This window comes from Kribbella sp. NPDC051137 (assembly GCF_040682535.1).
Taxonomy (GTDB): domain Bacteria; phylum Actinomycetota; class Actinomycetes; order Propionibacteriales; family Kribbellaceae; genus Kribbella; species Kribbella karoonensis.
This window is the reverse complement of the sequence record NZ_JBFBBI010000002.1, coordinates 970,542-992,885: the sequence shown is the minus strand read 5'-3', so window position 1 is coordinate 992,885 and position 22,344 is coordinate 970,542. Positions and strand designations below refer to the sequence as shown.

The window sequence follows — 22,344 nt, the reverse complement described above, 5'->3', positions numbered from 1 at the left end:
CTACGGTTCTCGCATGCTGGAGAACCCCGCTTACGCCCTGACCGATCCCGCCCGCATCCAGGACCTCGTCACCCGTCACTCCTGGGTCACACTGGTCAGTCACCTGCCGACCGGACTCGTCGTCTCGCACGCCCCGATCCTGGCCGAACCGGACCAGTCGATCGTCGGCCATCTCGCCCGGGTGGACGCCGACAACCACGAACTCGGGCAGCACGACGTCGTCGTCATCGTCCAGGGCCCGCACGGCTACGTCACGCCGGACTGGTACGCCGGCGGTCCGTACGTCCCGACCTGGAACTTCGTCGTCTGCCATCTGCACGGACGGCCCGAACTCCTCACCGCGGACGAGACGTACGACGTACTCAGCCGGACCGTCGACCACTACGAGCAGGCGAGACCGAACCCGTTCCGGCTCGACCAGGTGACGGAGTACGCCCAGCAGCTCGCACCGCACACCACCGGGTTCCGGCTGGTGCCGTCCCGCGTCGTCGCCAAAGCCAAGCTGAGCCAGGACAAACCCGCCGCCGACCAGGCCGGCGTACTGGCCGGGCTCGACAGCGATCAGGTGCACGGGAATCCGGAGCTCGCCGCGACCATGCGCTCCTTCGGGGTCGGCCGATGAAGCCGGTCGTGCTGCGGCAGGTCCGGCTGGGCAGTGACAGTCGGATTGTCGACGTGCGTATCGTCGACAATCGACTGGCCGCGATCGGCGAAGTCGTCCCGGAGACCGGCGACGACGTGCTGTACCACCGCGGCGCGACCCTCCTGCCCGGGCTGATCGACGGCCACGTGCACACCGCACAATGGGCCGAACGCCGCCGCCGGATCGACGTCCAACGCGCCCGGTCCGCGACCGAGGTCGTCGAACTCGTGGCCAGCGCCCTCAAGGACCGTCCGCCGTTATCGGCCGGCGATGTCGTGACAGCCCACGGTTTCCGCGACGGCCTGTGGACGACCCCACCGCACAAGGACATGCTGGAGGCGGCGCTGCCCGGCGTACGGATCGCCGTCATCAGCCAGGATCTCCACGCGATCTGGCTCAGCCCTGCCCTGCTCCAGCACCTCGGCCGCGAGGACGAGACCGGCGTACTGCGGGAGCAGGACTGCATCCGGGTGAACTACGAGTTGTCCCGCGACGTACCGCACGAGCTCGTCGACCGATGGGTGCTCGAGGCAACCCGCGCCGCCGCCCGGCGCGGCATCACCTCGATCATCGACTTCGAGTACGCCGACAACCGGGCCGACTGGGTACGCCGCTCCGAGCAGGGTCCGGTCCCGGTCCGGGTGAAGACGTCGATCTGGCGGCCCTGGCTGGACGAGGCGATCGACCTCGGCCTCCGCACCGGTCACGCGGTGCCCGGCGGGCATGGCCTGATCGAGGTCGGCCCGTTCAAGCTCGTCGCGGACGGTTCGCTGAACACCAGGACGGCGTACTGTCACGACCCTTATCCGGAGGCCGGGGCCGGTGAACGGCACGGACTGTTGCTGATCGGCGAGGACGAGCTGGTCTCCCTGATGACTCTTGCCTCCAGCAACGGACTCGACCCGGCGGTGCACGCCATCGGCGACCACGCGAACACGATCGCGCTGAACGCGTTCGACCGGGTCGGTTGCCGCGGCCGGATCGAGCACGCCCAGCTGATCAGGCCCGCCGACGCGACCCGATTCGCCCGGCCGGGCCTGATCACGTCGATCCAGCCGCAGCACGCGATGAGTGACCGCGACGTCGCCGACCGGCACTGGCCGGACCGCGACGCGTTCCCGTACGGCTCGCTGCTCCGGGCCGGCGCGACCCTCGAACTCGGATCGGACGCTCCGGTGGCCGAGCCCGATCCCTGGCACGCGATCGCCGACGCCGTACACCGCACCGACGACGACCGGCCACCGTGGCACGTCGAGCAGGCGATCCCGCTGCCCGCCGCGCTGAAGGCCGCTGCCGGCGGCCGGCAGCGGCTGACCGTCGGCGACCCCGCCGATCTCGTCCTGGTCCCCGAGGACCCCGCGACGTTGTCGAACGCCGACCTGCGGGCGCTCCCCGTCCTGGCCACGCTGGTGGCCGGTGAGGTGAGCTTCCTTGCCGATGATTTCGGTAACGAATAGACTGATGTAACAGGTGATGCAAATTAACTGAGGTTACGCAAACCTCAGTTCGGCAAGGCTCACCTCAGTCCGAAAGGATGTATCCATGACCGCGGAACTCGCGGAGCAGTCCCCTGAGATCCACCACTCCCACCGCGACGTCACCGGCGGCTGGCTGCGACCCGCGACCTTCGGCGTGATGGACGGTCTGGTGTCGAACTTCGCCCTGGTCGCCGGTGTCGTGGGCGGCGGTGCGACCGGCAAGGTCGTGCTGATGACCGGCCTCGCCGGGCTGGTCGCCGGCGCCTGCTCGATGGCGTCCGGCGAGTTCACCTCGGTCTCGTCCCAGACCGAGCTGATGCAGGCCGAGATCGCCGTCGAGAAGCGCGAGTTGGAGATCCACCCGGCCGAGGAGGAGCGCGAGCTCGCGCTGATGTACGAGGCCAAGGGACTGCGTCCCGAGCTGGCCGCCGAGGTGGCCCGCGAGCTGACCGCGAACCCCGAGGTCGCGCTCGACGTCCACGTCCGCGAGGAGCTCGGCGTCGACCCCAACGACCTGCCGTCGCCGTGGGTCGCTGCCGGGTCGTCGTTCGCCGCGTTCGCGGTCGGCGCGCTGATCCCGCTGCTCCCGTTCGTCTTCGGCGCCGGCAGCATCCTGCCCGCGCTGGTGCTGAGCGCGCTCGGCCTGGTGGTCACCGGCGGCATCGTCGGCAAGATCACCGCCCGCCCGTTCTGGTACGGCGGCGGTCGCCAACTCCTGCTCGGCGGGCTGTCGGCGGCGGTCACGTTCGCGATCGGCCTCGCAGTGGGAACAGGCCTGTCCTAGGTAGGCTTACCTGATGGCGACCCGACGTACGAATCCGAAGAAGCCGGAGAGCTGGCTGCTGCTGATCTACAAGGTGCCCAGCGACTCGTCGCGGGCCCGGGTCGCGGTGTGGCGCGAACTGAAACGGCTCGGCGGGTTCTACGTCCAGCAGGCGGTCTGCGTGCTGCCCGACCGCGAGGAGTTGCGCGCCGGGATGGAGAAGGTCCGCGCCCGGGTCACCGAGCTCGGCGGGTCGAGCGTGTTCCTGACCCTCAACGACGTCGAGGACGACGTCCGCGAGCAGTTCGTCGAGGGTTTCCGCGACCAGTCGGCCAAGGAGTACGCCGAGATCGTCGAGGAGTGCGACACGAAGTTCGTCAAGGAGATCGAGTTCGAGCGCTTCCGGGAGAACTACACGTTCGAGGAGGCCGAGGAGATCCGCCAGGACCTCGAGAAGCTCCGTCGCTGGCTCGCCAAGGTCGAAGGCCGCGACTGGATGGGTGCCGACGGCAAGGACCTCGCCCGTACCAAGGTCGCCGACTGCGAGCGCCTGCTCGAGGAGTTCGAAGCCGACGTCTACGAACGCACCCAGGGCGAAGCCTGACCGCTTCCCCCGGCACCACCGGAAGACCCGGCCGACATGTTCGGCCGGGTCTTCTGCGTTCCATTGACACCTCATTTCACTGTAACTATCGTTTCGTGCAGCATATGTTTCATCTGCACTGGAGGAAGTGAGAGATGGACGCGGCAACGTGGGGACTGATCATCGCGACGTTCGTCGCGTGTTTCGTGGAAATGGTGGAGGCCACCACGATCGTCATGGCGATGGGGTACACCCGGGGCTGGCGGTCGGCGATGGCCGGGACGTTCGCGGCGCTGGCGGTGCTCGCGGTGGTCACGCTGGCGGCCGGCTACGCGCTGGCGACCTGGCTGCCGGAGTCGGCGCTGCAGCTCGCGATCGGCGGCCTGCTGCTGATCTTCGGCCTGCAATGGCTTCGCAAAGCGATCCTCAGATCGTCCGGACGCAAGGCCGTCCACGACGAGGACGCGATCTACCGCGAGGAGGTCGAGGCAGCAACGGCGGCGGGTGAGTCCAAGGGCGGCATCGACCTGTTCGGCTTCATGGTGTCGTTCAAGGGCGTCTTCCTCGAAGGCATGGAGGTCGTGTTCATCGTCCTCACCTTCGGCCTGAACGCGAACAACATCCCGGTCGCCGGCGCGGGCGCCGCCGCGGCCGTGGTCGTCGTACTGGCGATCGCCGTCGCGCTCCGGCGGCCACTGTCGATGATCAACGAGAACCTGCTGAAGTACGGCGTCGGGCTGCTGCTCGCGTCCTTCGGGACGTACTGGGCGGTCGAGGGCATCGGCATCTTCCGGCATGGCAGGGAGAGCCTCGGCTGGCCGGGTCACGACCTGATGATCCTGGTGCTGATCGCTGCCTGGCTGATCCTCAGCCGGGTCTTCGTCGCGGCCCTGCGCAAGCCTGCCGTCGGGTCCCCCGCCGTCGCCGTGGAGGTGCGGAAGTGAAGTATCTGAAGGCTTTCGGCCAGTTCTGGTACGACTTCATCATCGGCGACGACTGGAAGATCGCGGCCGCGGTCGTCACGACGCTCGCCGTCCTGGTGGTCGTGATGCTCACCGGCGCCCTGAACGACACCGCGCTCACGCTGCTCGGCGGCCTGCTGCTGATCGCCGCGTTCAGCATCAGCCTGGCGATCGACGTCCGGAAGAAGTAGCCGCAGGCCTTGCATCTTCTTCCGGTATCCCGAAGACTTTTCTTGGATACCGGAAGGAGAAGCCTGATGGAACCGGATGCCGAACAGGCGCTCACCTGGTGGGCGCCGCAGCGCCAGGTCTGGACGCCGGTCGGGTGGCCGTCGCACCTGTTCCGGTTCGACGTGTTCTATAACGGCACGATCGTCTGCCAGCCCGCGGTCGCGCTCCCGCCCAGCGACTCCCCCGCGCTCAAGCCGTACCTCGCGCCGTACCGCGGCCGCGACTTCCAGGTCACCGTGGTGATGCCCGACCGGGGCCGGATCCCGCCGCCGCCGAGCGCACCGCAGTACCTGCATCGCACCGACTTCGGCGTCGGGATCCAGGGCTGGCGGGAGGACACCGCGACGCCGGTGCTGTGGACCGAGCACCGGCGGCAGGAGGGTCTCGTACTGCGGCAGTCGACGTTCGCGCACGTGGCCGGCGGACGCGACGTGGAGACGGCGCTGGAGCCGATCTACGCGTGGACGCGGTTCACCGTCGAGCAGGTGAACGACGTACGGCCACCAGACGAGTTCCGGCTCGTACTGCGGTTGAGCAAGGTGTTCCTGACGCACGTCGTCGATCCGCCGGAGCAGCAGGAAGCGTGGATCACGATGCAGGTGACGCCGTCCGCCGCTCCGCTCGACGGTCCGCTGGAGCAGTGCGGCGACCGGATTGTCGATGCCGATGGCAACGTTCGGCTCGTCGCCCCGGGGAGGCTCAGCCCGGTGGCGCCGGGTGTCTACGACTTGGAGATCATCCTCGACGCGCGGGTCGGGGCGTCCGTCGACGTGCTGCTCCCGATGCTCCCGGGCGACGTCGACGACGAGGTCCGGCTCGGCTACGACGGGGCACTGGCCGAGGCCGAGTCGTACTGGGAACCGCGCACCGCGGCGGTGATCCGGACGCCGGAGAAGTACGTGAACTCGTTCTTCCGGCGCAGCGTGCAGCTCGCCGAGATCATCGCGGAGAAGAGCCCGGACACCGGTCTGCCCACGTTCCTCACCGGATCGTTCGGGTACGACGTGCTGTGGAGCACGCCGACGTCGATGGTCAGCCACATGTTCCTCGACCTGCTCGGCCATCACGACCTGGTCGCGTCGCACCTCGAGCTGTACCGGGCGTCGCAGGGCGTGCGACAGCCGCCGGGAACGGCGTACGACGGGATCTCGAACGCCGGGTTCTTCGCGACGCCGTCGAGCCTGCAGTCGTTCGACTGGCTGAGCGATCACGGCGCGATCCTCGAAGCGGTCGCCAGGCACGCGCTGCTCAGCCGCAACCAGGCGTTCGTCGAGCGGTGGACCGAGCCGATCGTGCAGGCGTGCGACTTCATCGCCCGGTCGTGCGCGTACGTCGAACATCCGGCGGTGCCCGGCCTGATGCCGCCGGCGAAGGCGAACGACACCGGCGTCGAGCAGCAGTCGGTGTCGATCCAGGCGTGGACGTACCGCGGGTTGATGAGCGCGGTGCAACTGCTGCGGCGGATCGGGCATCCGCGGGCGGTCGAGTTCGCGGAGCTCGGCGAGCGGTTCCGGGCGGCGTACGTCGAGGCGTTGCGGACCGCGGACGCGCCGACGTGGACGGCTCCGGACGGTACGCCGTGGCCGGTGCTGCCGAGCAAGTTCTACGGCCCGGAGAGCGCCTGGCCGGAGCTGGAACTGTTCGACGGCGGGGCGCTGATGTCGGTGTGGGCGGGGCTGATGCCGGCCGACGATCCGTTGATGCGGTCGTTCGTGGAGTTCTTCCGGGTCGGCCCGAACACGGCGAACTTCGACTCAGCACACCACACCGCGCTGGACCGGGTCGTCCTCGACCACGAGCAGAGCAGCGGCGAGCCGTGCTACAGCTGGAATCTCTTCCACAGCTGGGAACTGGGTGACCGCGAGCACTTCCTCGAAGGGCTCTACGGCCTGATCACCGGGGCGATCTCGCCGCAGACCTACATCGCCGGGGAGCACCGGCACGGGATGTACGGGATGGTCGGCGTCCAGCCGCTGATCGTCTGGGCGGCGCGGCACGCGGTGATCGACGACGCGATCGTGCCCGGCGAGCTGCACCTGCTCCGGCTCTGCCCGCGGGCGTGGATCTCCCCTGACGAGGAGACCGTGTTCGAACCGATGCCGACGCTGTTCGGCCCGATGACGCTGCGGTTCCGGCGGTACGGCGACACGCTGGAGGTGCGGCACAGTACGACGTGGGCCGAGGAACCGGCGCGGATCGTCGTCCATCGGCCGCCCGGGATCCAGCGCATCGTGATCGTCTAACGGCCGCGCCAGGCGAAGCGGTGTTCGGGGCGGCCGGTGCTGCCGTAGCGGAGGGTGAGTTCGACCCGGTCTGCGCGGACCAGGTCGGACAGATAGCGCTGCGCGGTGGCGCGGGAAACGCCGGTGAGGTCTGCGATCGCCGCCGCGGTCAGTGGTTCGTCGGCGCTCCGGAGCGCGTCCCGGATCGCGTCCGCGGTGACCGCGGACCGTCCCTTGGGCAGCGCCCCGGCCGACGAGTCACCCTCGCGCAGGGCGCCGAACGCCCGGTCGATCGCGTTCTGGTCGAGCCGGCGGTCGCCGTCGACCTGCTGCCGGAACCGCGCGAACGCCGTCAGCCGGTCGGCCAGCACCTGCGGCGGGAACGGCTTGACCAGGTAGTTGATCGCCCCCAGCGCGACCGCCCGGCGTACCGTCTCCGCGTCGTCGGCCGCGCTGATGACGATCACCGCCGCGCCGAGCGTCCGGATGATCGCCGAGCCCGGCGCGTCCGGGAGGTACTCGTCGAGCAGTACGAGGTCCGGCTCGGTCTCCTCGGCCGTCCGCATCGCGTCCGCCGCCGTGTGCGCGACCCCGACCACCCGGAACCCGGGCACCCGCTCGACGTACGACGCATGCACCCCGGCCACCCGGAAGTCGTCGTCGACCACCAGTACTCCGATCTCGGTCATGGGGCCTCCCGGTCTGGACTGAGGAGCGGAGCGACGAGGGAAGACCGGGAGGTCGAGCCCCATGACCCGCCGCGACGGAGTCGCGGCATGTGCACCGTCATCTGGCCTCCCGGCTGTTGATCACGCCTGGTAGGCGGGCGGTGAAGACGGCGCCGTGGTCGTTGCCTCCGGCATCGACCAGCAGGACGTCGCCGCCGTGTGACCGGGCCGTCTGCCGGGCCAGCACGAGGCCGATGCCGTGTCCGTCGGCCGCCGCCCGCGACGTCACGCCGTACCCGAAGATGTCCGCGCCGGAGGGTACGCCGGCGCCGCTGTCCAGGACGTGCACGATCAGGTCCTCGCCCGACGACGCGAGCGTGATCTCCACCCGGGCGGGGCGACGATCGGCCGGAGTGGTCTCGGCGGCGGCGCGGATCGCGTTGTCGACCAGGTTGGCGACCACGGTCACGGTGTCCAGCGGGCGTCGCAGCCGGCCGTCGACCCAGGTGGAGTCGCCGGTGCGCAGCTCGACACCGGCTTCCGAGGCGGCCGCGGTCTTCGCGGTCAGCAGGCCCACCAGGTACGGATCGGTGACGCCGTCGGGGCGGGTCGCGGAGACCCGGAGGTCGTCGAGGTATTCGAGCGCCTGGTCGACGTGCCCGACGTGCAACATGCCCGCCAGCGAATGCAGCCGGTTCGTGTACTCGTGGGCCTGCGCGCGCAACGCGTCCGTCAGCGCTCGGGTCGCCTCGAGCTCGCGGCCCAGCTCGTCGAGGTCAGTCCGATCGCGGAGGATCAGTACCTGCCCGAGATCGCGACCGTCCCGCCGCACCGGCAGCCGGGTGACCAGGACGACCCGGTCGCCGATCACCCGCAGCGCCCCGGTCGGCGCCTGCTCGAGCCGGAACAGCTCCACGATCTCGTCGGGTGCGCCCGACGCGTCGAGCGGCCGCCCGCGCACGATCGGACCGCCGCCGGTCAGCCGGATCGCCTCGTCGTTCGCGACTGTGACCCGCTCCCGGTCGTCGATCGCCAGCACCCCGTCCCGCACGCCGCCGAGGACGGCCGCGTGCTCACGCAGCAGATCGGCCATCTCCTCCGGCTCCAGGCCGAGCGTCGTACGCCGCAGCCGTCGGGCCAGCGTCACCACGCCGACCATGCCCAGCGCCAGCACCGGGACCATGATCAGCGCGAGCAACAGCACCAACTGCCGGAGCCGCACGTTCAGGTCGTCCATCGAGATGCCGACGCTGACCTCCCCCACCACGCGTCCGTCCGCCGCCCGCAGCGGAACCTTCCCGCGCGCCGAGTCCCCCAGCGTCCCCTGCTGTACGACGACCACGTCGCGGCCGGACAGCGCCTCGGACGGGTCGGTGCTGACCCGCTGCCCGACCTCGCTCAACGTCGGATGGCTGTACCGGATGCCCGCATCGTTGGTCACCACAACGTACAGCGCGCCGGTCGCGACGCGGACCCGCTCGGCCGCGACCTGGACCGGACCGGTCCGGCTCGGCTTCGTCGTGGTGACCAGGCCGGCGAGGTCGGCCTGCTGCGCGACGGAGCGGGCGACGGCGAGGGCGCGTTGTTCGTACTGGCGCTCCAGGTCGCTGCGCAGCAGCAAGCCGGACACGACCAGGCAGAGCAGCAGGATGATCGTGAGCAGCGCCGCCTGGAACACGATCGCCTGGGTCCGCAGTCGCCAGGAACGCGGACCGTGCCGCGTCGAACCGGCTGTTACGGTGGCCATCGGTCCACCATACGACTCGTGAGCAGAATGCGCAGAACGCGAGTTGTGCGGCTAGCCACCACAACGAGCGCAAGGGTTCCGGCGTCGGCGGCGCGCTTCTACGGTCTTCCGCCATGACCCCTGTCACACCGAAGCCCAGCACGGGCACCGCCGCCCCGGCCGTCGCCCCGGCGATCGCGCTCCGGCAGGCCACGAAGCGCTTCGCGACCCGCGACCGGGGCGCGTTCACGGCGATCACCGATGTCGACCTCGAGGTCGGCGCCGGCGAGTTCGTCACCGTCGTCGGCCCGACCGGCTGCGGCAAGTCCACCACCCTGTCCCTGGTCTCCGGCCTCGAACCCGCGTCGTCGGGCGAGGTGCTGGTCCACGGAAAGCCGGTCTCCGGGATCCCGGACGGCGTCGGCTACATGTTCCAGACCGATGCGACGCTGCCGTGGAAGAACGTCCTCGACAACGTCGCGCTCGGGCTGCGGTACCGCGGCGTCGCGAAGGCCGACGCCGAACGCCGCGCCCAGGACTGGATCGGCCGCGTCGGCCTGACCGGGTTCGAGGACCGGTACCCGCACCAGTTGTCCGGCGGCATGCGCAAGCGCGTCGCGATGGCGCAGACACTGATCACCGAGCCCTCACTCCTGCTCCTGGACGAGCCGTTCGGCGCGCTCGACGTACAGACCCGGGAGCTGATGCAGGACGAACTGCTCCGGCTGTGGTCCGGATCCGGCGCCGCCGTGGTGTTCGTGACCCACGACCTGACCGAGGCGATCGCGCTCGCCGACCGGGTGGTCGTGATGACCGCCGGCCCGGCGACCGTCAAGGACGAGGTCGCGATCGACCTGCCGCGGCCGCGGAAGGTCGAGGACATCCGGCTGACGCCGGAGTTCATCGAGCTCTACCGGCGTGTGTGGGACAGCCTGCGCGAAGAGGTCGAGATCACCCGAGCCCGAGGAGCCTCCCATGTCGCTTGACACCCGTACGCCGCCCGCGGCCGCGCAGGACGCCGTACCGAAGAACACCGGCGCGTGGGCGTTCCTGCGCGGCCGCACCGGTCAGCCCAAGTGGCTGGTGCACGTCGTCCGGGTCGTCCTGGTGGCGGCCTGGCTCGGATCCTGGGAGCTCGCCGCGCGCACCGTGATCGACCCGTTCTACTACTCGATGCCGAGCAAGATCTGGGCCAAGCTGGTGGACTGGTTCACCGTCGGCACGGCGCAGGGTTCGATCTGGTCGAACATCGCGGTCACGCTCGAGGAGGCCGTCGTCGGGTTCGTACTCGGTACCGTCGCCGGCATCGTCCTCGGTGTTGTGCTCGGCCGCAGCCGGTTCCTGGCCGACGTACTGGCGCCGTTCATCAAGGCGGCGAACGCGATCCCGCGGATCGTGCTCGCGTCGCTGTTCGTGATCTGGTTCGGCCTCGGGCTGTCCTCGAAGGTCGCGACCGCCTTCGTGCTGGTGTTCTTCGCGGTGTTCTTCAACGCCTTCCAGGGCGCCCGTGAGGTGGACAAGGTGCTGGTGGACAACGCCCGCATCCTCGGCGCCTCGCGCTGGGACCTGATGCGCTCGATCATCCTGCCGAGCGCCACGTCCTGGATTCTCGCCTCGATGCACGTGGCCTTCGGGTTCGCGCTGATCGGCGCGATCGTCGGTGAGTTCACCGGTGCCGACAAGGGTCTCGGGATCCTGATCAACCATGCCCAGGGCAACTTCGACGCGGCCGGCATCTACGCCGGGATGATCGTCACCACGGTGATCGCACTCGGCGCGGAGTGGCTCATCTCCAAGGCCGAGGCCCGGCTGACCGCCTGGCGTCCCTCCAGCGTGTCGCAGACCGCAACCGCCTGATCCCCTGCTTCGTAAAGGAAAACTCGCATGCGTCTCAATCGACTGACCGTTGCCGCGGTCGCGTTCCTCCCCGTCGCCGCGCTCGCCCTGGCCGGCTGCCGCGATTCCCGATCCGCCGCGACCACGTCCGCCGACGGCACTCCGCAGGTCAAGATCATGGTCGGCGGGATCAACAAGGTGATCTACCTGCCCGCGATGCTGACCCAGCGGCTCGGGTACTTCAAGGACGCCGGCGTCGACGTCCAGCTCTCCGACGAGCCGTCCGGCGCCAGCGCCGAGAACACGCTGGTCTCCGGCCAGGTGCAGGGCGTCGTCGGGTTCTACGACCACACGATCACCCTGCAGGCGCAGGGCAAGTGCATCAAGAGCGTCGTACAGCTGGCCAAGGTCCCCGGTGAGGCCGAGGTGGTGTCGAACAAGGCGCCGCTGGCCGGGGCCAAGGACTTCAAGGGCAAGAAGCTCGGCGTGACGTCGCCGGGCTCGTCGACCGACTACCTGACGCAGTACCTCGCGACCAAGAACGGCGTCTCCACGAAGGACTACACGACGGTCAAGGCCGGAGCCGGCTCGACGTTCGTCGCCGCGCTCACCAACGGCGGGATCGACGCCGGGATGACGACCGACCCGACGATCGCGACGATCACCTCGAAGAACCTCGGCAAGGTCATGATCGACATGCGCACCGAGGAAGGTACGAAGGCCGCACTCGGCGGGCTGTACCCGGCCGCGTCCCTCTACATGGACTGCTCGTACGTCGACGCGAACAAGGACGCCGTACAGAAGGTGGTCAACGCGTTCGTGAAGACCATGAAGTGGATCTCGACGCACTCCGCCGCGGAGATCGCCGACAAGATGCCGGCCGACTACGCGGGCGCCGACAAGGCGTTGTACGTCAAATCGATCAAGGATTCGTCACCGATGTTCACCACCGACGGCGTGATGCCCAAGGGCGGCCCGGAGACCGTCCTCGACGTCCTCGGCACCTTCAGCGACACCGTCAAGTCCCAGAAGGACAAGATCGACCTCTCCAAGACCTACACCACCGACTTCGTCACCGACGCCAAGTAGTCCCTCCCCACGTAGCCCCTCCCCCGAGTAGGCGCCCGCTTCCCCCGGCGGGCGCCTACGGCGTCGGGGTGTTCGAGGGTGGTGGCGTGGTGGACGCGGTCGGAGTCGTCGACGTGCTCGGCGGAGTCGAACTCGGGGTGTTCGACGGGGTCGTCGACGTGCTCGTCTTCGTCGGGGTGGGGGTCGGCGTCGGTGTCGACTGCGTCGGGGTGGAGCTCGGCGTCGTCGACGGGGTGTTCGTCGGCGTGGACGGAGTGGACGACGGGGTGGTGCTCGGGGTGGAGCTGGGGGTCGTCGACGGAGTGTCCGTCGTACTGCGGGTGGCGTTGGTCGCGCCGTCGGAGCGGGTCGGGCTGCTCGTGGGCGTGGTGGTCGGCGTACCTGAGGTGTTGCTCGGCTGGGGGCCGACATCGACAGTCGGTGAGTTCGTGGCGCCGGTGTTTTGCAGCACGATGCCGGCCGCGACCGCGCCGCAGACGGCGAGTACCGCGACGGCGGCGATCAGCAGGGGCTTGCGAAGATCGCGATTCGGCGCGGCAGCAAGCGGAGCGACCGCCGGCTGGGCGATCGGCCGGGTCGGCAGGATCGGCTGCGTCGGCAGGACTGGCTCGGCGGCCGCGGGATAGCGCTCGGCAGCCGCGCTGAACGACGTGAGTTCCGCCGCGGTCGGGCGGTCGGCCGGGTCCTTGGCGAGCATCCGGAGGAGCAGGGCCTCGTACGGTCCGCCGAGCTCCGGGCGCAGCCGGCTCGGCGGCACCGGTTCGGTGTCGACGTGCTGGTACAGCAGCGCGGTCGGGTGGTCACCCATGAACGGCGGGCGGCCGGTGAGCAGCTGGTAGAGCACGCAACCCAGCGCGTACACGTCCGACTCCGGGCCGCCCTTCTGCCCCCGTGCGCGCTCCGGCGACAGGTAGAGCGGGCTGCCGATGATCTGCCCGGTGACTGTCAGCTCGTTGGTCTCGGCGCCGGGCAGGGCCGCGATCCCGAAGTCCGCGACCTTCACGACGCCGTCGGCGGAGATCATCAGGTTGCTGGGCTTGATGTCGCGATGGACGACGTTCTCCGCGTGCGCCGCCGCGAGACCGGCCGCGGCCTGCTCGACGATGTCGACCGCACGGTCCCACGAGACCGGTCCGTCCTCGTCGATCTCGCCCGCCACCGTGCGGCCCTCGACGAGCTCCATCACCAGGTAGAAGTTGTCGTCGTACTGCCCGAAGTCGTACACCGCGACGATGTGGGCGTCACTCAGCCGGGCCGCGGCCCTGGCCTCGCGCTGGAACCGTTCGGCGGCCGCGGTGTCGTCGCCGGACCGCAGCATCACCTTCACCGCGACCTCGCGCCCGAGCAACTGGTCGGTCGCCCGGAACACCTCGCCCATGCCGCCACGCCCCAACGACGCGCCCAGCCGGTACCGCTCGCCGATCAACATCCGTCCCTGTACCCCACCGCGCCGTCCGCCAGTCCAACGGTCAAGGCTACTCGCTGCACAAGGTCTGCCCCGACAGGTGCCCCTGGTGACCGCCCGGGATCAGCCAACTGCAGCGCGCAAGGTTTCCCGCAGGGAGCCGAGGGTCGCGACCACGGCGGTCGGTTCGTAGCCGCAGTGGGCCATGCAGTTCGCGCACCGCGGGTCCTTGCCGCGGCCGTAGCTCGACCAGTCGGTCTCGTCGAGGAGCTGCTGGTACGTCGCGACGTACCCGTCGTCCATCAGGTAGCAGGGACGCTGCCAGCCCTTCAGCGAGTACAGCGGGATCGCCCAGGCCGTGCAGTCGAAGTCGACCTTGCCCTCCAGGAAGTCGAGGAACAGCGGAGAGTGATTCAGCCGCCACTTCTTCCGGCGTCCGTCCCCGAACGCCTTCCGGAACAGCTGCCGGGTCTCCTCCGGCCCGAGCCAGTGCTCCTGGTCGGGCGCCTTCTCGTACGCGAACCCCGGGGAGATCTGCATGTTGTCCACGTGCAGGTCGTCGTTGAGGTAGTCGAGGACGTCGATGACGTCCTGCGGGCTGTCCGTGTCGAAGAAGGTGGTGTTCGTCATCACCCGGAAGCCGGCCGCCTGCGCCTGCTTGATCGCGGCCACGGCCTGGTCGAACACGCCGTCCTTGCAGACCGACCGGTCGTGCCGCTCGCGGAGACCGTCGATGTGCACCATCCACGCGAAGTTCTTGTGCGGCGTGAACCTGTGCAGGTGCTTCGGCAGCAGTACGGCGTTCGTGCACAGGAACACGATCTTGTTCCGGGCCAGCAACCGCCGGACGATCTCGTCGATCTCCTTGTGCATCAACGGTTCGCCACCGGCGATCGACACCATCGGCGCGCCGCACTCCTCGACCGCCGCGACCGCTTGCTCGACCGGCATCCGCTGCTTCAGCCAGTCGTGGGTCTGCTGGATCTTCCCGCAGCCCGCACACTTCAGGTTGCAGGCGTACAGCGGCTCCAGCTCGAGCAGGATCGGGAACTTCTCCCGGTGCCGGAGCTTCTGCTTCATCAGATAGGCGCCAAGGCGGACGGACTGCCGCAACGGCATGCTCACGGGTGGGTCACCTCTTTCGGTAGCACGAACCGGACGTCCTCGGTCGGCTCGCCGGTCTCGGTCACCGTGAGCGGGCCGAGGCCGGACAGGCAGCGGACGAGGTCGTCGACGAGGGTGGGCGGGGCGGAGGCGCCGGCGGTGATTCCGATGGTTCCGGCGCCGGCCAGGCGGTCGAGGGGAAGCTCGCCGGCGTCGTCGACCAGGACGGCGGGGGCGCCCGCGGCCTCGGCGACCTCGACGAGGCGACGGGAGTTGGAGGAGTTCTGGGAACCGAGGACGATCACCAGGTCGGATCGCCGGGCGATGGCGCGGACGCCTGCCTGCCGGTTGCTGGTCGCGTAGCAGATGTCGTCGGTCCGTGGGCCTTTGAGTGCGGGGAAGCGCTGCCGGAGGACGGCTGCGGTCTCGGCGGCTTCCTCGACGGCGAGGGTCGTCTGCATCGCGTAGGCGACCCGGGACGGGTCGGGTACGTCGACGGTCTCGGCCTCGGCGGGGTCGGAGACGACGAGGACGTGGTCCGGTGCCTCGCCGATCGTGCCGACGACCTCTTCGTGGTCGGCGTGGCCGATCAGTACGACGGTGTTGTCGTCGGCGGCGTACCGGCGTACTTCCTGGTGCACCTTGGCGACCAGGGGGCAGGTGGCGTCGACCACGCGGAGGTGGCGCTCGGCGGCCTGTGCGCGGACGGCCGGAGCGACGCCGTGCGCGGCGAGTACGAGGACGCTGCGGTCGGGAACCTCGTCGGCCTCCTCGACGAAGATCGCGCCACGGCGTTCGAGACCGGCAACGACGTGGCGGTTGTGGACGATCTGGCGGCGTACGTACACCGGCGCGCCGAACTGCTCCAGCGCGCGCTCGACCGTCTCGATCGCCCGCTCCACGCCGGCACAGAACGACCGCGGCGCCGCGAGCAGCACCTCCCGCTCACCCGCGGCGGCGCTCCACGCGGTGATCACGTCCGTCGTACGCCGCAACTCCCGCAACGCCCGCACGCCCCGCCCGATCGTCCCAACCCGCCAGAGCGGCTGACCTGGCGTATCCACCACCACCCGAACCACCACGGTCTGCCCGTCGTCCCCCGCCAGCAACGCCGACTCGGTGTCCACCGCCACGGCCCCCCGAGCCGCCAACGCCGCCCGCTCCGCCACCGAGTCCACCACATGATCGGCAGTCACAACCGGGCCCACATGAACAACAAACCCCCGCCTCCGCAACTCCCCCGCCACAAGAGCGGCCGCCTCACACCTGACAGTCGGCCCCCAGCCGACGCCCGCGTCGCGGGTGGTGGGTTCGGGGGCGGCGAGCCCGTCCCGAGGAGTTGGGACGACGGATTGGATCTCGGTTGCGACGACCACGTCTCCTGGGTTGATTCCGTCGACCAGTGCGCCTGCTACTCCGGCGATGAGACGGGGACCGTCGTGGCGTACGCCCTTGGATCGGCCGGTGTGAACAGGGTGGACGGCGTGGAGGGCGAGCCACTCGGCGTACAGCGGGGTGTACACGACGCCGGTCATCGGGTGCTCCTGAGATAACGACCCAAGGCCCAGATCGGGAAGACCAAGCGGTACAGGTGATAACCGATGTAGAAGTCGCCCGGGAACCCTGTCCCGGTGTACCGATCCTCGTCCCACCCGCCGTCCGCGCGCTGTGTCTCCACCAAATAGGCCAGCCCCCGCCGCACGGCCTCCCCACCCGGCTCAGCAGCGAGCAGCGCGAGCAGAGCCCAGGCCGTTTGCGACGGAGTGGAGTCCCCGCGACCGATCCAGGACGGATCGGCGTACGACCGCAGGTCCTCACCCCACCCACCGTCCGGGTTCTGGTGGTTCTCCAGCCAGCGAACAGCGCGCCGTACGACGGGATCGTCCACCCGGAGGCCGACCGCGATCAACGCCGGGACGACGGCCCCCGTGCCGTACACGTGGTTCGTCCCCCAGCGACCGAACCACGACCCGTCGTCCTCCTGCGTGGCGAGCAGCCACCGCACCCCGCGGCGGCACTCGTCCGTCTCGGTCCTCCCCTCCGCGGCCAGCATCTCCACGACGTGCGCGGTGACGTCGGCCGACGGCGGATCGATCACCGCGCCGAAGTCACAGAACGGCAGCCGCAGCGCGGTCGTGTCCGTGTTGTCCGCGTCGAACGCGCCCCAGCCTCCGTCGGCCGACTGCATCCCGGTCGTCCAGGTCACCGCGTCGTCCAGCGCCGCCCGCAGCCGCTCGGGTTCGGGGTGCGCGACCCGCCGCAGGGCCAGCACGATCTCCGCGGTGTCGTCGGTGTCCGGATACCCGTCGTTCGCGAACTCGAACGCCCACCCGCCGCTCACCAGCCCCGGCCGTCGTACCTGCCAGTCCCCCGGCGCGTCGATCTGCTCGGCGAGCAGCCAGTCCGTTGCCTTGAGCACCGTTTCGTCATCGGCCGGCACGCCGGCGTCGAGCAGCGCCGCGACCGCCAGCCCGGTGTCCCACACCGGCGACTGACACGCTTCGAGCCACCGCACCGGACCGTCGGGCGTCTTCGCGTGCACCGTGAACCCGTCGAGCCCGCGCAGCCCGGCCGCCAGTACCGGGTGGTCGATCGGATACCCCATCGACCGCAGCGCGATCAACGAGTACACCCACGGCGGCTGGATGCCGCCCCACCCGCCGTCCGCCTCCTGGCGCGCCACGATCCACTCGGTCGCCCGCCGCATCGCCAACCGGCGTAGCCATTTCAACGGCCCGCGAGGGCCCCAGCGTGTATAGGCGTTGAGTACGACGTCAAGCCGCTGAAACGCCCCGTCCAACGTCCACAGGTGAGCATGCGCACGGGGCGGCGTACCCGACCGCAGCCCCTCGACCGTGAACTCGACCGGATGCACCGGCCGGTGCGCGCTCACGATGGTCAGCGGGACGATCGTCTGTCGCGCCCAGCACGCCCAGTTGTAGACGTTCAGCGGTGCCGAGCTCGGCAGGAAGATCAGCTCCGGCGGCAGGTCCGGGCAGTCGTCCCACGGCCACAGCCCGAACAGCGCCAGCCAGATGTGCGTGAACACCCGCGCCTTCTCGACACCTCCGCCCGACCGGATGAAGGCGGCGGCCCTGCGCATGTGCGTCGCCCCTGGAGGATCACCGGCCATCCGCAGCGCGACCCACGACTCGACGGTCGTCGACAGATCACCGGGCCCGCCCGGGAACGTCGCCCAGGTCCCGTCCGCGCGCTGCTGCGACCGGATCCACCGCGCGGTCTCCGCATCGGTCCGCTCCGTCGCGACGCCGAGGAAATGCCGCAGCATCAGGTCCTCGGCGTCCATCGTCACGTTCGTCGCGAGGTCGCCCTTCCACCACCCGTCGTCGTGTTGCAGGGACCGCAGGTATGCCACCGCCGCGTCCAGGCACTCCCGCACCCGGACCTCGAGCGATGCGTCCACCCGCGAGGCCGTCACAGCTGACGCTCCGCCACGAACCGCGACAACTCGTCGAACGGCGCACGTCCGGCGGCGTCCACACCCGCCAGGTACAAGGCCCGTCCGGCCCTCCGCACCCGCTCCCCCGCCTCGGCCAGCGCCCACTCCCGCCCGCCCGCGCGTTCCACGAGTACGGCGGCCCGCTGGACGTCGTCCTCGGACGGTACGCCGGGCTTCGCCAACCAGTCGGCCAGCTCCTGCCCGTACGTCCCGCCGTACTCCAGCGACCACACGACCGGCAATGTCTTCTTGTGCGCCCGCAGGTCCGAGAACACCGGTTTGCCGGTCTTCTCCGGCTCGCCCCAGATCCCCAGCAGGTCGTCGACGAGCTGGAACGCCAGCCCGAGCTCCCGCCCGTAGCTGCGGAACTCCTCGCACACGGCCGGGTCGGCGCCGGCCAGGATCGCGCCGAGCTCGGCCGATGCCCCGAGCAACGAGCCGGTCTTCCCGAGCGCCATGTCGACGCACTCGTCCATCCCGACGTCGTCGCGCTGCTCGAACGCCAGGTCGAGGACCTGCCCGCGGATCAGTTCCCGGGTCGCGACCGCCAACGCGTGGCCGGCGCGGGCGGCGTACGGCGAGTCGCATTCGTCCAGCACCTCGTCGGCGAGGCAGGCGAGCGCGTCCCCGACCAGGATCGCGGTCGCGTCGCCCCAGACCGACCAGACGGTACGCCGGTGCCGGCGCCGGGTGTCGCGGTCCATCAGGTCGTCGTGGATCAGCGAGAAGTTGTGCACCAGCTCGACCGCGACGCCGCCGGGGATCCCGGGTTCCGGCGTACCGCAGACGGCCTCGGCGACCAGCAGCGTCAGGCCCGGGCGGATCGCCTTGCCGGAGCTGCCGGTCATCGGCCGGCCGTCCGTGTCGCACCAGCCGAAGTGGTACGACGCGATCAGCCGGGTGTGGTCGTCCAGCCGGCTCAGGACGTTCCGCAGCGACGGCTCGACCAGGTCCCGCCCCCGGGCCAGCAGCTCCGGCGCTTTGGTTGCCGAGGGCATCGGCTCGACGGCGGTCATGAGGCCGCGTCCGGGACCGGTACGGCGGCGGCGTCCAGCACCGAGGCGGCGGCCGCCTCGCCGCTCCGGACGGCGCCCTCCATCGTGGCGGGCCAGCCGGTCGCGGTCCAGGCGCCGGCCAGGTGCAGGCCGGCGCGTCTCGTGGTCGCACCGGGCCGGAACCGGCCGGTGCCGGGCGCCGGCCGGAAGGTCGCATTGCGTTCTCGGGTCACGAAGAACTCCTTCACACGCGCGTCGGCAGCCGCGGGAAGCAGCTGCCGGAGAGCGGGTACCAACAGTTCGCGGAGGTCAGCGACCGGTACGTCGATCAACGCGTCGGCCGCGGACAACGAGACCGCGACGTACTGACCGCCCGGTTCGGCGCCGCGGTCGAACACCCACTGCAGCGGGCTGTCCACCGCGGCGACGAACGGCTCGTCCAGTACCACCCGGTCGAACACCACATGCGCATTGACGATCGGCGAGCTACCGAGTGCCTCCGCCCACCCGTCCGGCAGCTCCACCGCGTCGTCCGGCATCAACGCCGCCGCATCACCCGGCGGCACCGCGAGTACGACGTCGTCGTACGTCTCGCCCTCGATCGCCCATCCGCCCGCCTTCTCGTCCAGCGCCCGGACCCGCGCCCGGAGCCGTACCGCGGCACCCGCCGCCCGCAACGCACGAGCAGCGGCGTCGCCGTGCAACTGCTGCAACGGGACCGCCGACCAGCCGATGTCCGCGGCGTCGCTGCGCTCGAGCAGTCCGAGCTGGAACACCGTCGCCGCCACGGCGAGCGACGCCTCGTCGGCGCGGGCGTTGAGCGTCGCGATCCCGATCAGCTCCCACAACGCCTCCACCGCCCGCGCGTCCTGCCCGTGCGCGGCCAGCCAGTCCCCGAACGACTGCGCGTCCGTCGCCGCGGCGGCCCGATCCACCCGCCCCATCGCCAGCGCCGCGCGCACGGCCGCGATCCGCTCCGCCGTCGTCAGCCAGCGGTACGACATCAACGCGGGCCCGAGATGCAGCGGCGCGGGCATGCCGTTGCGCCGGATCCGCCCGGCCCCGGAGTGCCGACCGCTCAGCACCGGTACGTCGAGCCGCCGCTGCAGGTGCACCTGGTCCCGCACTCCCAGACGGTCGAGCAGCCGCAGGTACGACGTACAGCACCGGAGGAACACGTGCTGTCCGTTGTCGATCCATCGCCCGCCACGTTCGAACGAATGCGTCAGCCCGCCCAGTTTGGGCCGCCCCTCCAGCAGCACGACCGCGCAGCCCGCGTCGGCCAGCGACAGCGCCGCGGTGATCCCGGCCAAGCCGCCGCCGACGACCGCGACCCGCCTCATGACCGGACTCCCGCCAGCGACGTCAGCGCCACCTGGGCCTTCTCCGCCGTCGACAACGAGAGGCGGCGGTCGTACACGAGCACCGGGTTCGCGCCGATCCGGCAGAGCAGGTGGTGGTAGATCCCCGACATCGCCCGGCACGACGCACCGCTGCGCCGGTCCAGGTACGGCAGCAACCGCCAGCCGAGCGAGTACCAGTCCTGCGCGCGGCCGGCGGCGTACCGGATGTACCCGGCCAGCCGGCCCTGCGGGTCTTCGAGGACGCCGTGCTCGTCGAGCGCGATCCGGGCGCCGAACCGCTCCAGCTCGTCGGCGGGAAGGTAGATCCGCCCGTTGCCGAAGTCCTCCCGGATGTCGCGCAGGATGTTCGTCTGCTGCAGCGCGATGCCGAGCTGGTCGGCGTACTGCGAGAGCGTGTCGAAGTCGGCGTCCGCCGTACCGAAGATCGACAGGCACAGGCGTCCCACCGACCCGGCCACGCGGCGGCAGTACACGACCAGCTCGTCGAAGTCGCCGATCCGGACGTCGCCGAGGTCGGTCTCGACGCCCGCGACGAGCTCCTCGAAGGCGCCGAGCGGGACCGGGTACCGGCGGGCCGCGTCGGCCACCGCGACGTACACCGGGTCGGTCAGGTCGTCGAGCCGGCCGAGGTCCTTGCGTACTCCGGCGAGCGCGGTGCGCTTGTCCGCCAGAGGCAGGTCGCCGTCGCCGATGTCGTCGATCCGCCGCGCCAGGGCGTACAACGCCGACAGCGCGTTGCGCTTCGGCGGCGGCAGCAGCCGGATGCCGTAGTAGAAGTTGCGCGCCTCCGCCTTGGTGATGTCCAGGCACGCCTCATAGGCCTCTGTCACGGTCATCGCGCCACCGCCTTGACCAGCAACCGGATCGTGTCCGCCTTCGACGGCCGCGCCTCCTTGGCCAGCACGTCGCCGCCGGTACGACGTAACGCCCGGACCGTCGCCTGCCCGCCGGCCACGAACCCGGCCACGGACACCCGGGCCCACCCGCGTAACCGCCGTACGATCGCCGACCCTTCGCTGAGCAACTGTGCGGCCCGCTCGGTCTCGAAAATCATCAACTGCCGCAGCGCCGCGGATGCCTCGGGCTCGTCCAGATCACTCTCGGCAACGCCGTACGTCGCCAGATCCTGCTGTGGCAGGTAGATCCGTCCGGCCCGGCGGTCCTCGCCGACATCCTGCCAGTGCTCGACCAGCTGCAACGAGGTACAGACGAGATCCGACAGCCGCTCGGTCTCGGGATCGTTGACGTCGAAGACACCGAGCACCATCCGGCCGACCGGATCGGCGGACAGCCGGCAGTACCCGAGCAGGTCGTCGAAGGTCTGGTAGCGGGTCACCGTCTGGTCCTGCAGGTTGGCCTGGATCAGCCGGTGGAACGGGGCGGCCGGGAGGTCGTGGGCGCGGACCACCGGGGCCAGCCGGCGCAGGACAGGATGCGCCGGCTGCCCGCTCGACCAGATCCGCTCCAGGTCGCCCGCGAACGCCTGCAACGCGGCGGCCCGATCTCCCTCGTAGCTGTCGCCCAACTCGTCGACCGTACGGGCATAGGCGTAGATGGCGTGCAGTCCTTCCCGCGGTCCACCGGGGAGGACCTTCAACGCAACAGGGAAGTTTTCCCCGTGTTCCCTCCTGCCGAGTTCACTTTGCAGTCCGTCTGGATGCACATCTCCATGATGTGAAGCGGTTTCCTGCCAACTCTGCGCCGCTGGAGAACATTCCGGCGGCCGGAAATTGTCACGGCGTTACAGTTGGTGCCGGAGGCCCCATGACCATGCTGATGCCACGACTCCGTCGCGGCGGGTCATGGGGCTCGACC

20 protein-coding genes are annotated in these 22,344 nt (G+C 70.2%); 10 read left to right on the top strand and 10 right to left on the bottom strand.

Annotated elements, in window-relative coordinates; translation table 11 throughout:
- The first annotated feature begins 13 nt into the window (after positions 1 to 13).
- From AB0M51_RS12265 to AB0M51_RS12235, 7 genes are all read left to right on the top strand, one after another.
- Complete coding sequence (locus AB0M51_RS12265; protein WP_344187759.1) at positions 14 to 622, top strand: FMN-binding negative transcriptional regulator; 609 nt, start codon at positions 14 to 16, stop codon at positions 620 to 622.
- Positions 619 to 2,100 carry an amidohydrolase family protein gene (locus AB0M51_RS12260; RefSeq protein WP_344187760.1) on the top strand — a complete coding sequence of 494 codons (1,482 nt, stop codon included), beginning with the start codon at positions 619 to 621 and terminating at the stop codon, positions 2,098 to 2,100. The genes AB0M51_RS12265 and AB0M51_RS12260 overlap by 4 nt, the downstream gene beginning before the upstream one ends.
- 85 nt (positions 2,101 to 2,185) lie before the next feature.
- Positions 2,186 to 2,905 carry a VIT1/CCC1 transporter family protein gene (locus tag AB0M51_RS12255; protein ID WP_344187761.1) on the top strand — a complete coding sequence of 240 codons (720 nt, stop codon included), beginning with the start codon at positions 2,186 to 2,188 and terminating at the stop codon, positions 2,903 to 2,905.
- A gap of 13 nt (positions 2,906 to 2,918) precedes the next feature.
- The gene (locus tag AB0M51_RS12250) at positions 2,919 to 3,488 is read left to right on the top strand and encodes a Chromate resistance protein ChrB (RefSeq protein ID WP_363749223.1); all 570 of its coding nucleotides are present in this window, start codon (positions 2,919 to 2,921) and stop codon (positions 3,486 to 3,488) included.
- A gap of 134 nt (positions 3,489 to 3,622) precedes the next feature.
- Positions 3,623 to 4,411, top strand: a complete 789-nt coding sequence (locus AB0M51_RS12245; RefSeq protein WP_344187763.1) for a hypothetical protein — start codon at positions 3,623 to 3,625, stop codon at positions 4,409 to 4,411.
- The gene (locus tag AB0M51_RS12240) at positions 4,408 to 4,620 is read left to right on the top strand and encodes a hypothetical protein (protein WP_344187764.1); all 213 of its coding nucleotides are present in this window, start codon (positions 4,408 to 4,410) and stop codon (positions 4,618 to 4,620) included. Before AB0M51_RS12245 ends, AB0M51_RS12240 begins: the two co-directional genes overlap by 4 nt.
- 66 nt (positions 4,621 to 4,686) lie before the next feature.
- Positions 4,687 to 6,903: a hypothetical protein gene (locus AB0M51_RS12235; RefSeq protein ID WP_344187765.1), complete on the top strand. Its 2,217-nt coding sequence runs from the start codon at positions 4,687 to 4,689 to the stop codon at positions 6,901 to 6,903.
- On the opposite strand, the gene AB0M51_RS12230 is transcribed toward AB0M51_RS12235, so the two are convergent.
- Entirely contained in the window at positions 6,900 to 7,571 is a 672-nt protein-coding gene (locus AB0M51_RS12230; protein ID WP_344187766.1) for a response regulator, read from the bottom strand. The genes AB0M51_RS12235 and AB0M51_RS12230 overlap by 4 nt on opposite strands.
- 97 nt (positions 7,572 to 7,668) lie before the next feature.
- Complete coding sequence (locus AB0M51_RS12225; protein WP_344187767.1) at positions 7,669 to 9,297, bottom strand: sensor histidine kinase; 1,629 nt, start codon at positions 9,295 to 9,297, stop codon at positions 7,669 to 7,671.
- 113 nt (positions 9,298 to 9,410) lie between these two features.
- Here AB0M51_RS12225 and AB0M51_RS12220 point away from each other — a divergent pair, with 113 nt between their 5' ends.
- From AB0M51_RS12220 to AB0M51_RS12210, 3 genes are read left to right on the top strand one after another with little or no spacing between them, the layout of a single operon-like run.
- The gene (locus tag AB0M51_RS12220; RefSeq protein ID WP_344187768.1) at positions 9,411 to 10,262 is read left to right on the top strand and encodes an ABC transporter ATP-binding protein; all 852 of its coding nucleotides are present in this window, start codon (positions 9,411 to 9,413) and stop codon (positions 10,260 to 10,262) included.
- Positions 10,252 to 11,133, top strand: coding sequence for an ABC transporter permease (locus AB0M51_RS12215; RefSeq protein WP_344187769.1), 882 nt, complete (start codon positions 10,252 to 10,254; stop codon positions 11,131 to 11,133). The genes AB0M51_RS12220 and AB0M51_RS12215 overlap by 11 nt, the downstream gene beginning before the upstream one ends.
- 27 nt (positions 11,134 to 11,160) lie before the next feature.
- Positions 11,161 to 12,201, top strand: coding sequence for an ABC transporter substrate-binding protein (locus tag AB0M51_RS12210; RefSeq protein WP_344187770.1), 1,041 nt, complete (start codon positions 11,161 to 11,163; stop codon positions 12,199 to 12,201).
- 55 nt (positions 12,202 to 12,256) lie between these two features.
- On the opposite strand, the gene AB0M51_RS12205 is transcribed toward AB0M51_RS12210, so the two are convergent.
- From AB0M51_RS12205 to hpnC, 8 genes are all read right to left on the bottom strand, one after another.
- Complete coding sequence (locus AB0M51_RS12205; RefSeq protein WP_344187771.1) at positions 12,257 to 13,630, bottom strand: serine/threonine-protein kinase; 1,374 nt, start codon at positions 13,628 to 13,630, stop codon at positions 12,257 to 12,259.
- Positions 13,631 to 13,729: 99 nt separating this feature from the next.
- A complete protein-coding gene (hpnH, locus tag AB0M51_RS12200) occupies positions 13,730 to 14,725 on the bottom strand; it encodes an adenosyl-hopene transferase HpnH (RefSeq protein WP_344188468.1) in 996 nt (331 codons plus the stop codon).
- A 2-nt stretch (positions 14,726 to 14,727) separates the two neighbouring features.
- The gene (gene ispH / locus AB0M51_RS12195; protein ID WP_344187772.1) at positions 14,728 to 16,245 is read right to left on the bottom strand and encodes a 4-hydroxy-3-methylbut-2-enyl diphosphate reductase; all 1,518 of its coding nucleotides are present in this window, start codon (positions 16,243 to 16,245) and stop codon (positions 14,728 to 14,730) included.
- A complete protein-coding gene (gene shc / locus AB0M51_RS12190; protein ID WP_344187773.1) occupies positions 16,242 to 18,149 on the bottom strand; it encodes a squalene--hopene cyclase in 1,908 nt (635 codons plus the stop codon). Before shc ends, ispH begins: the two co-directional genes overlap by 4 nt.
- The gene (locus AB0M51_RS12185; protein WP_344187774.1) at positions 18,146 to 19,186 is read right to left on the bottom strand and encodes a polyprenyl synthetase family protein; all 1,041 of its coding nucleotides are present in this window, start codon (positions 19,184 to 19,186) and stop codon (positions 18,146 to 18,148) included. Before AB0M51_RS12185 ends, shc begins: the two co-directional genes overlap by 4 nt.
- On the bottom strand, positions 19,183 to 20,508 hold the full coding sequence (gene hpnE, locus AB0M51_RS12180) for a hydroxysqualene dehydroxylase HpnE (RefSeq protein ID WP_344187775.1): 1,326 nt from the start codon (positions 20,506 to 20,508) through the stop codon (positions 19,183 to 19,185). The genes AB0M51_RS12185 and hpnE overlap by 4 nt, the downstream gene beginning before the upstream one ends.
- Positions 20,505 to 21,365 carry a presqualene diphosphate synthase HpnD gene (gene hpnD / locus AB0M51_RS12175; RefSeq protein WP_344187776.1) on the bottom strand — a complete coding sequence of 287 codons (861 nt, stop codon included), beginning with the start codon at positions 21,363 to 21,365 and terminating at the stop codon, positions 20,505 to 20,507. Before hpnD ends, hpnE begins: the two co-directional genes overlap by 4 nt.
- On the bottom strand, positions 21,362 to 22,192 hold the full coding sequence (gene hpnC / locus AB0M51_RS12170) for a squalene synthase HpnC (protein WP_344187777.1): 831 nt from the start codon (positions 22,190 to 22,192) through the stop codon (positions 21,362 to 21,364). The genes hpnD and hpnC overlap by 4 nt, the downstream gene beginning before the upstream one ends.
- Positions 22,193 to 22,344: the final 152 nt, after the last annotated feature.

Coding starts and splice junctions, on each gene's coding strand:
- AB0M51_RS12265 (WP_344187759.1), top strand. CDS start 14: ATGCTGGAGAACCCCGCTTACGCCCTGACCGATCCCGCCCGCATCCAG.
- AB0M51_RS12260 (WP_344187760.1), top strand. CDS start 619: ATGAAGCCGGTCGTGCTGCGGCAGGTCCGGCTGGGCAGTGACAGTCGG.
- AB0M51_RS12255 (WP_344187761.1), top strand. CDS start 2,186: ATGACCGCGGAACTCGCGGAGCAGTCCCCTGAGATCCACCACTCCCAC.
- AB0M51_RS12250 (WP_363749223.1), top strand. CDS start 2,919: ATGGCGACCCGACGTACGAATCCGAAGAAGCCGGAGAGCTGGCTGCTG.
- AB0M51_RS12245 (WP_344187763.1), top strand. CDS start 3,623: ATGGACGCGGCAACGTGGGGACTGATCATCGCGACGTTCGTCGCGTGT.
- AB0M51_RS12235 (WP_344187765.1), top strand. CDS start 4,687: ATGGAACCGGATGCCGAACAGGCGCTCACCTGGTGGGCGCCGCAGCGC.
- AB0M51_RS12230 (WP_344187766.1), bottom strand. CDS start 7,571: ATGACCGAGATCGGAGTACTGGTGGTCGACGACGACTTCCGGGTGGCC.
- AB0M51_RS12225 (WP_344187767.1), bottom strand. CDS start 9,297: ATGGCCACCGTAACAGCCGGTTCGACGCGGCACGGTCCGCGTTCCTGG.
- AB0M51_RS12220 (WP_344187768.1), top strand. CDS start 9,411: ATGACCCCTGTCACACCGAAGCCCAGCACGGGCACCGCCGCCCCGGCC.
- AB0M51_RS12215 (WP_344187769.1), top strand. CDS start 10,252: ATGTCGCTTGACACCCGTACGCCGCCCGCGGCCGCGCAGGACGCCGTA.
- AB0M51_RS12210 (WP_344187770.1), top strand. CDS start 11,161: ATGCGTCTCAATCGACTGACCGTTGCCGCGGTCGCGTTCCTCCCCGTC.
- AB0M51_RS12205 (WP_344187771.1), bottom strand. CDS start 13,630: ATGTTGATCGGCGAGCGGTACCGGCTGGGCGCGTCGTTGGGGCGTGGC.
- hpnH (WP_344188468.1), bottom strand. CDS start 14,725: ATGCCGTTGCGGCAGTCCGTCCGCCTTGGCGCCTATCTGATGAAGCAG.
- ispH (WP_344187772.1), bottom strand. CDS start 16,245: ATGACCGGCGTCGTGTACACCCCGCTGTACGCCGAGTGGCTCGCCCTC.
- AB0M51_RS12185 (WP_344187774.1), bottom strand. CDS start 19,186: ATGACCGCCGTCGAGCCGATGCCCTCGGCAACCAAAGCGCCGGAGCTG.
- hpnE (WP_344187775.1), bottom strand. CDS start 20,508: ATGAGGCGGGTCGCGGTCGTCGGCGGCGGCTTGGCCGGGATCACCGCG.
- hpnD (WP_344187776.1), bottom strand. CDS start 21,365: ATGACCGTGACAGAGGCCTATGAGGCGTGCCTGGACATCACCAAGGCG.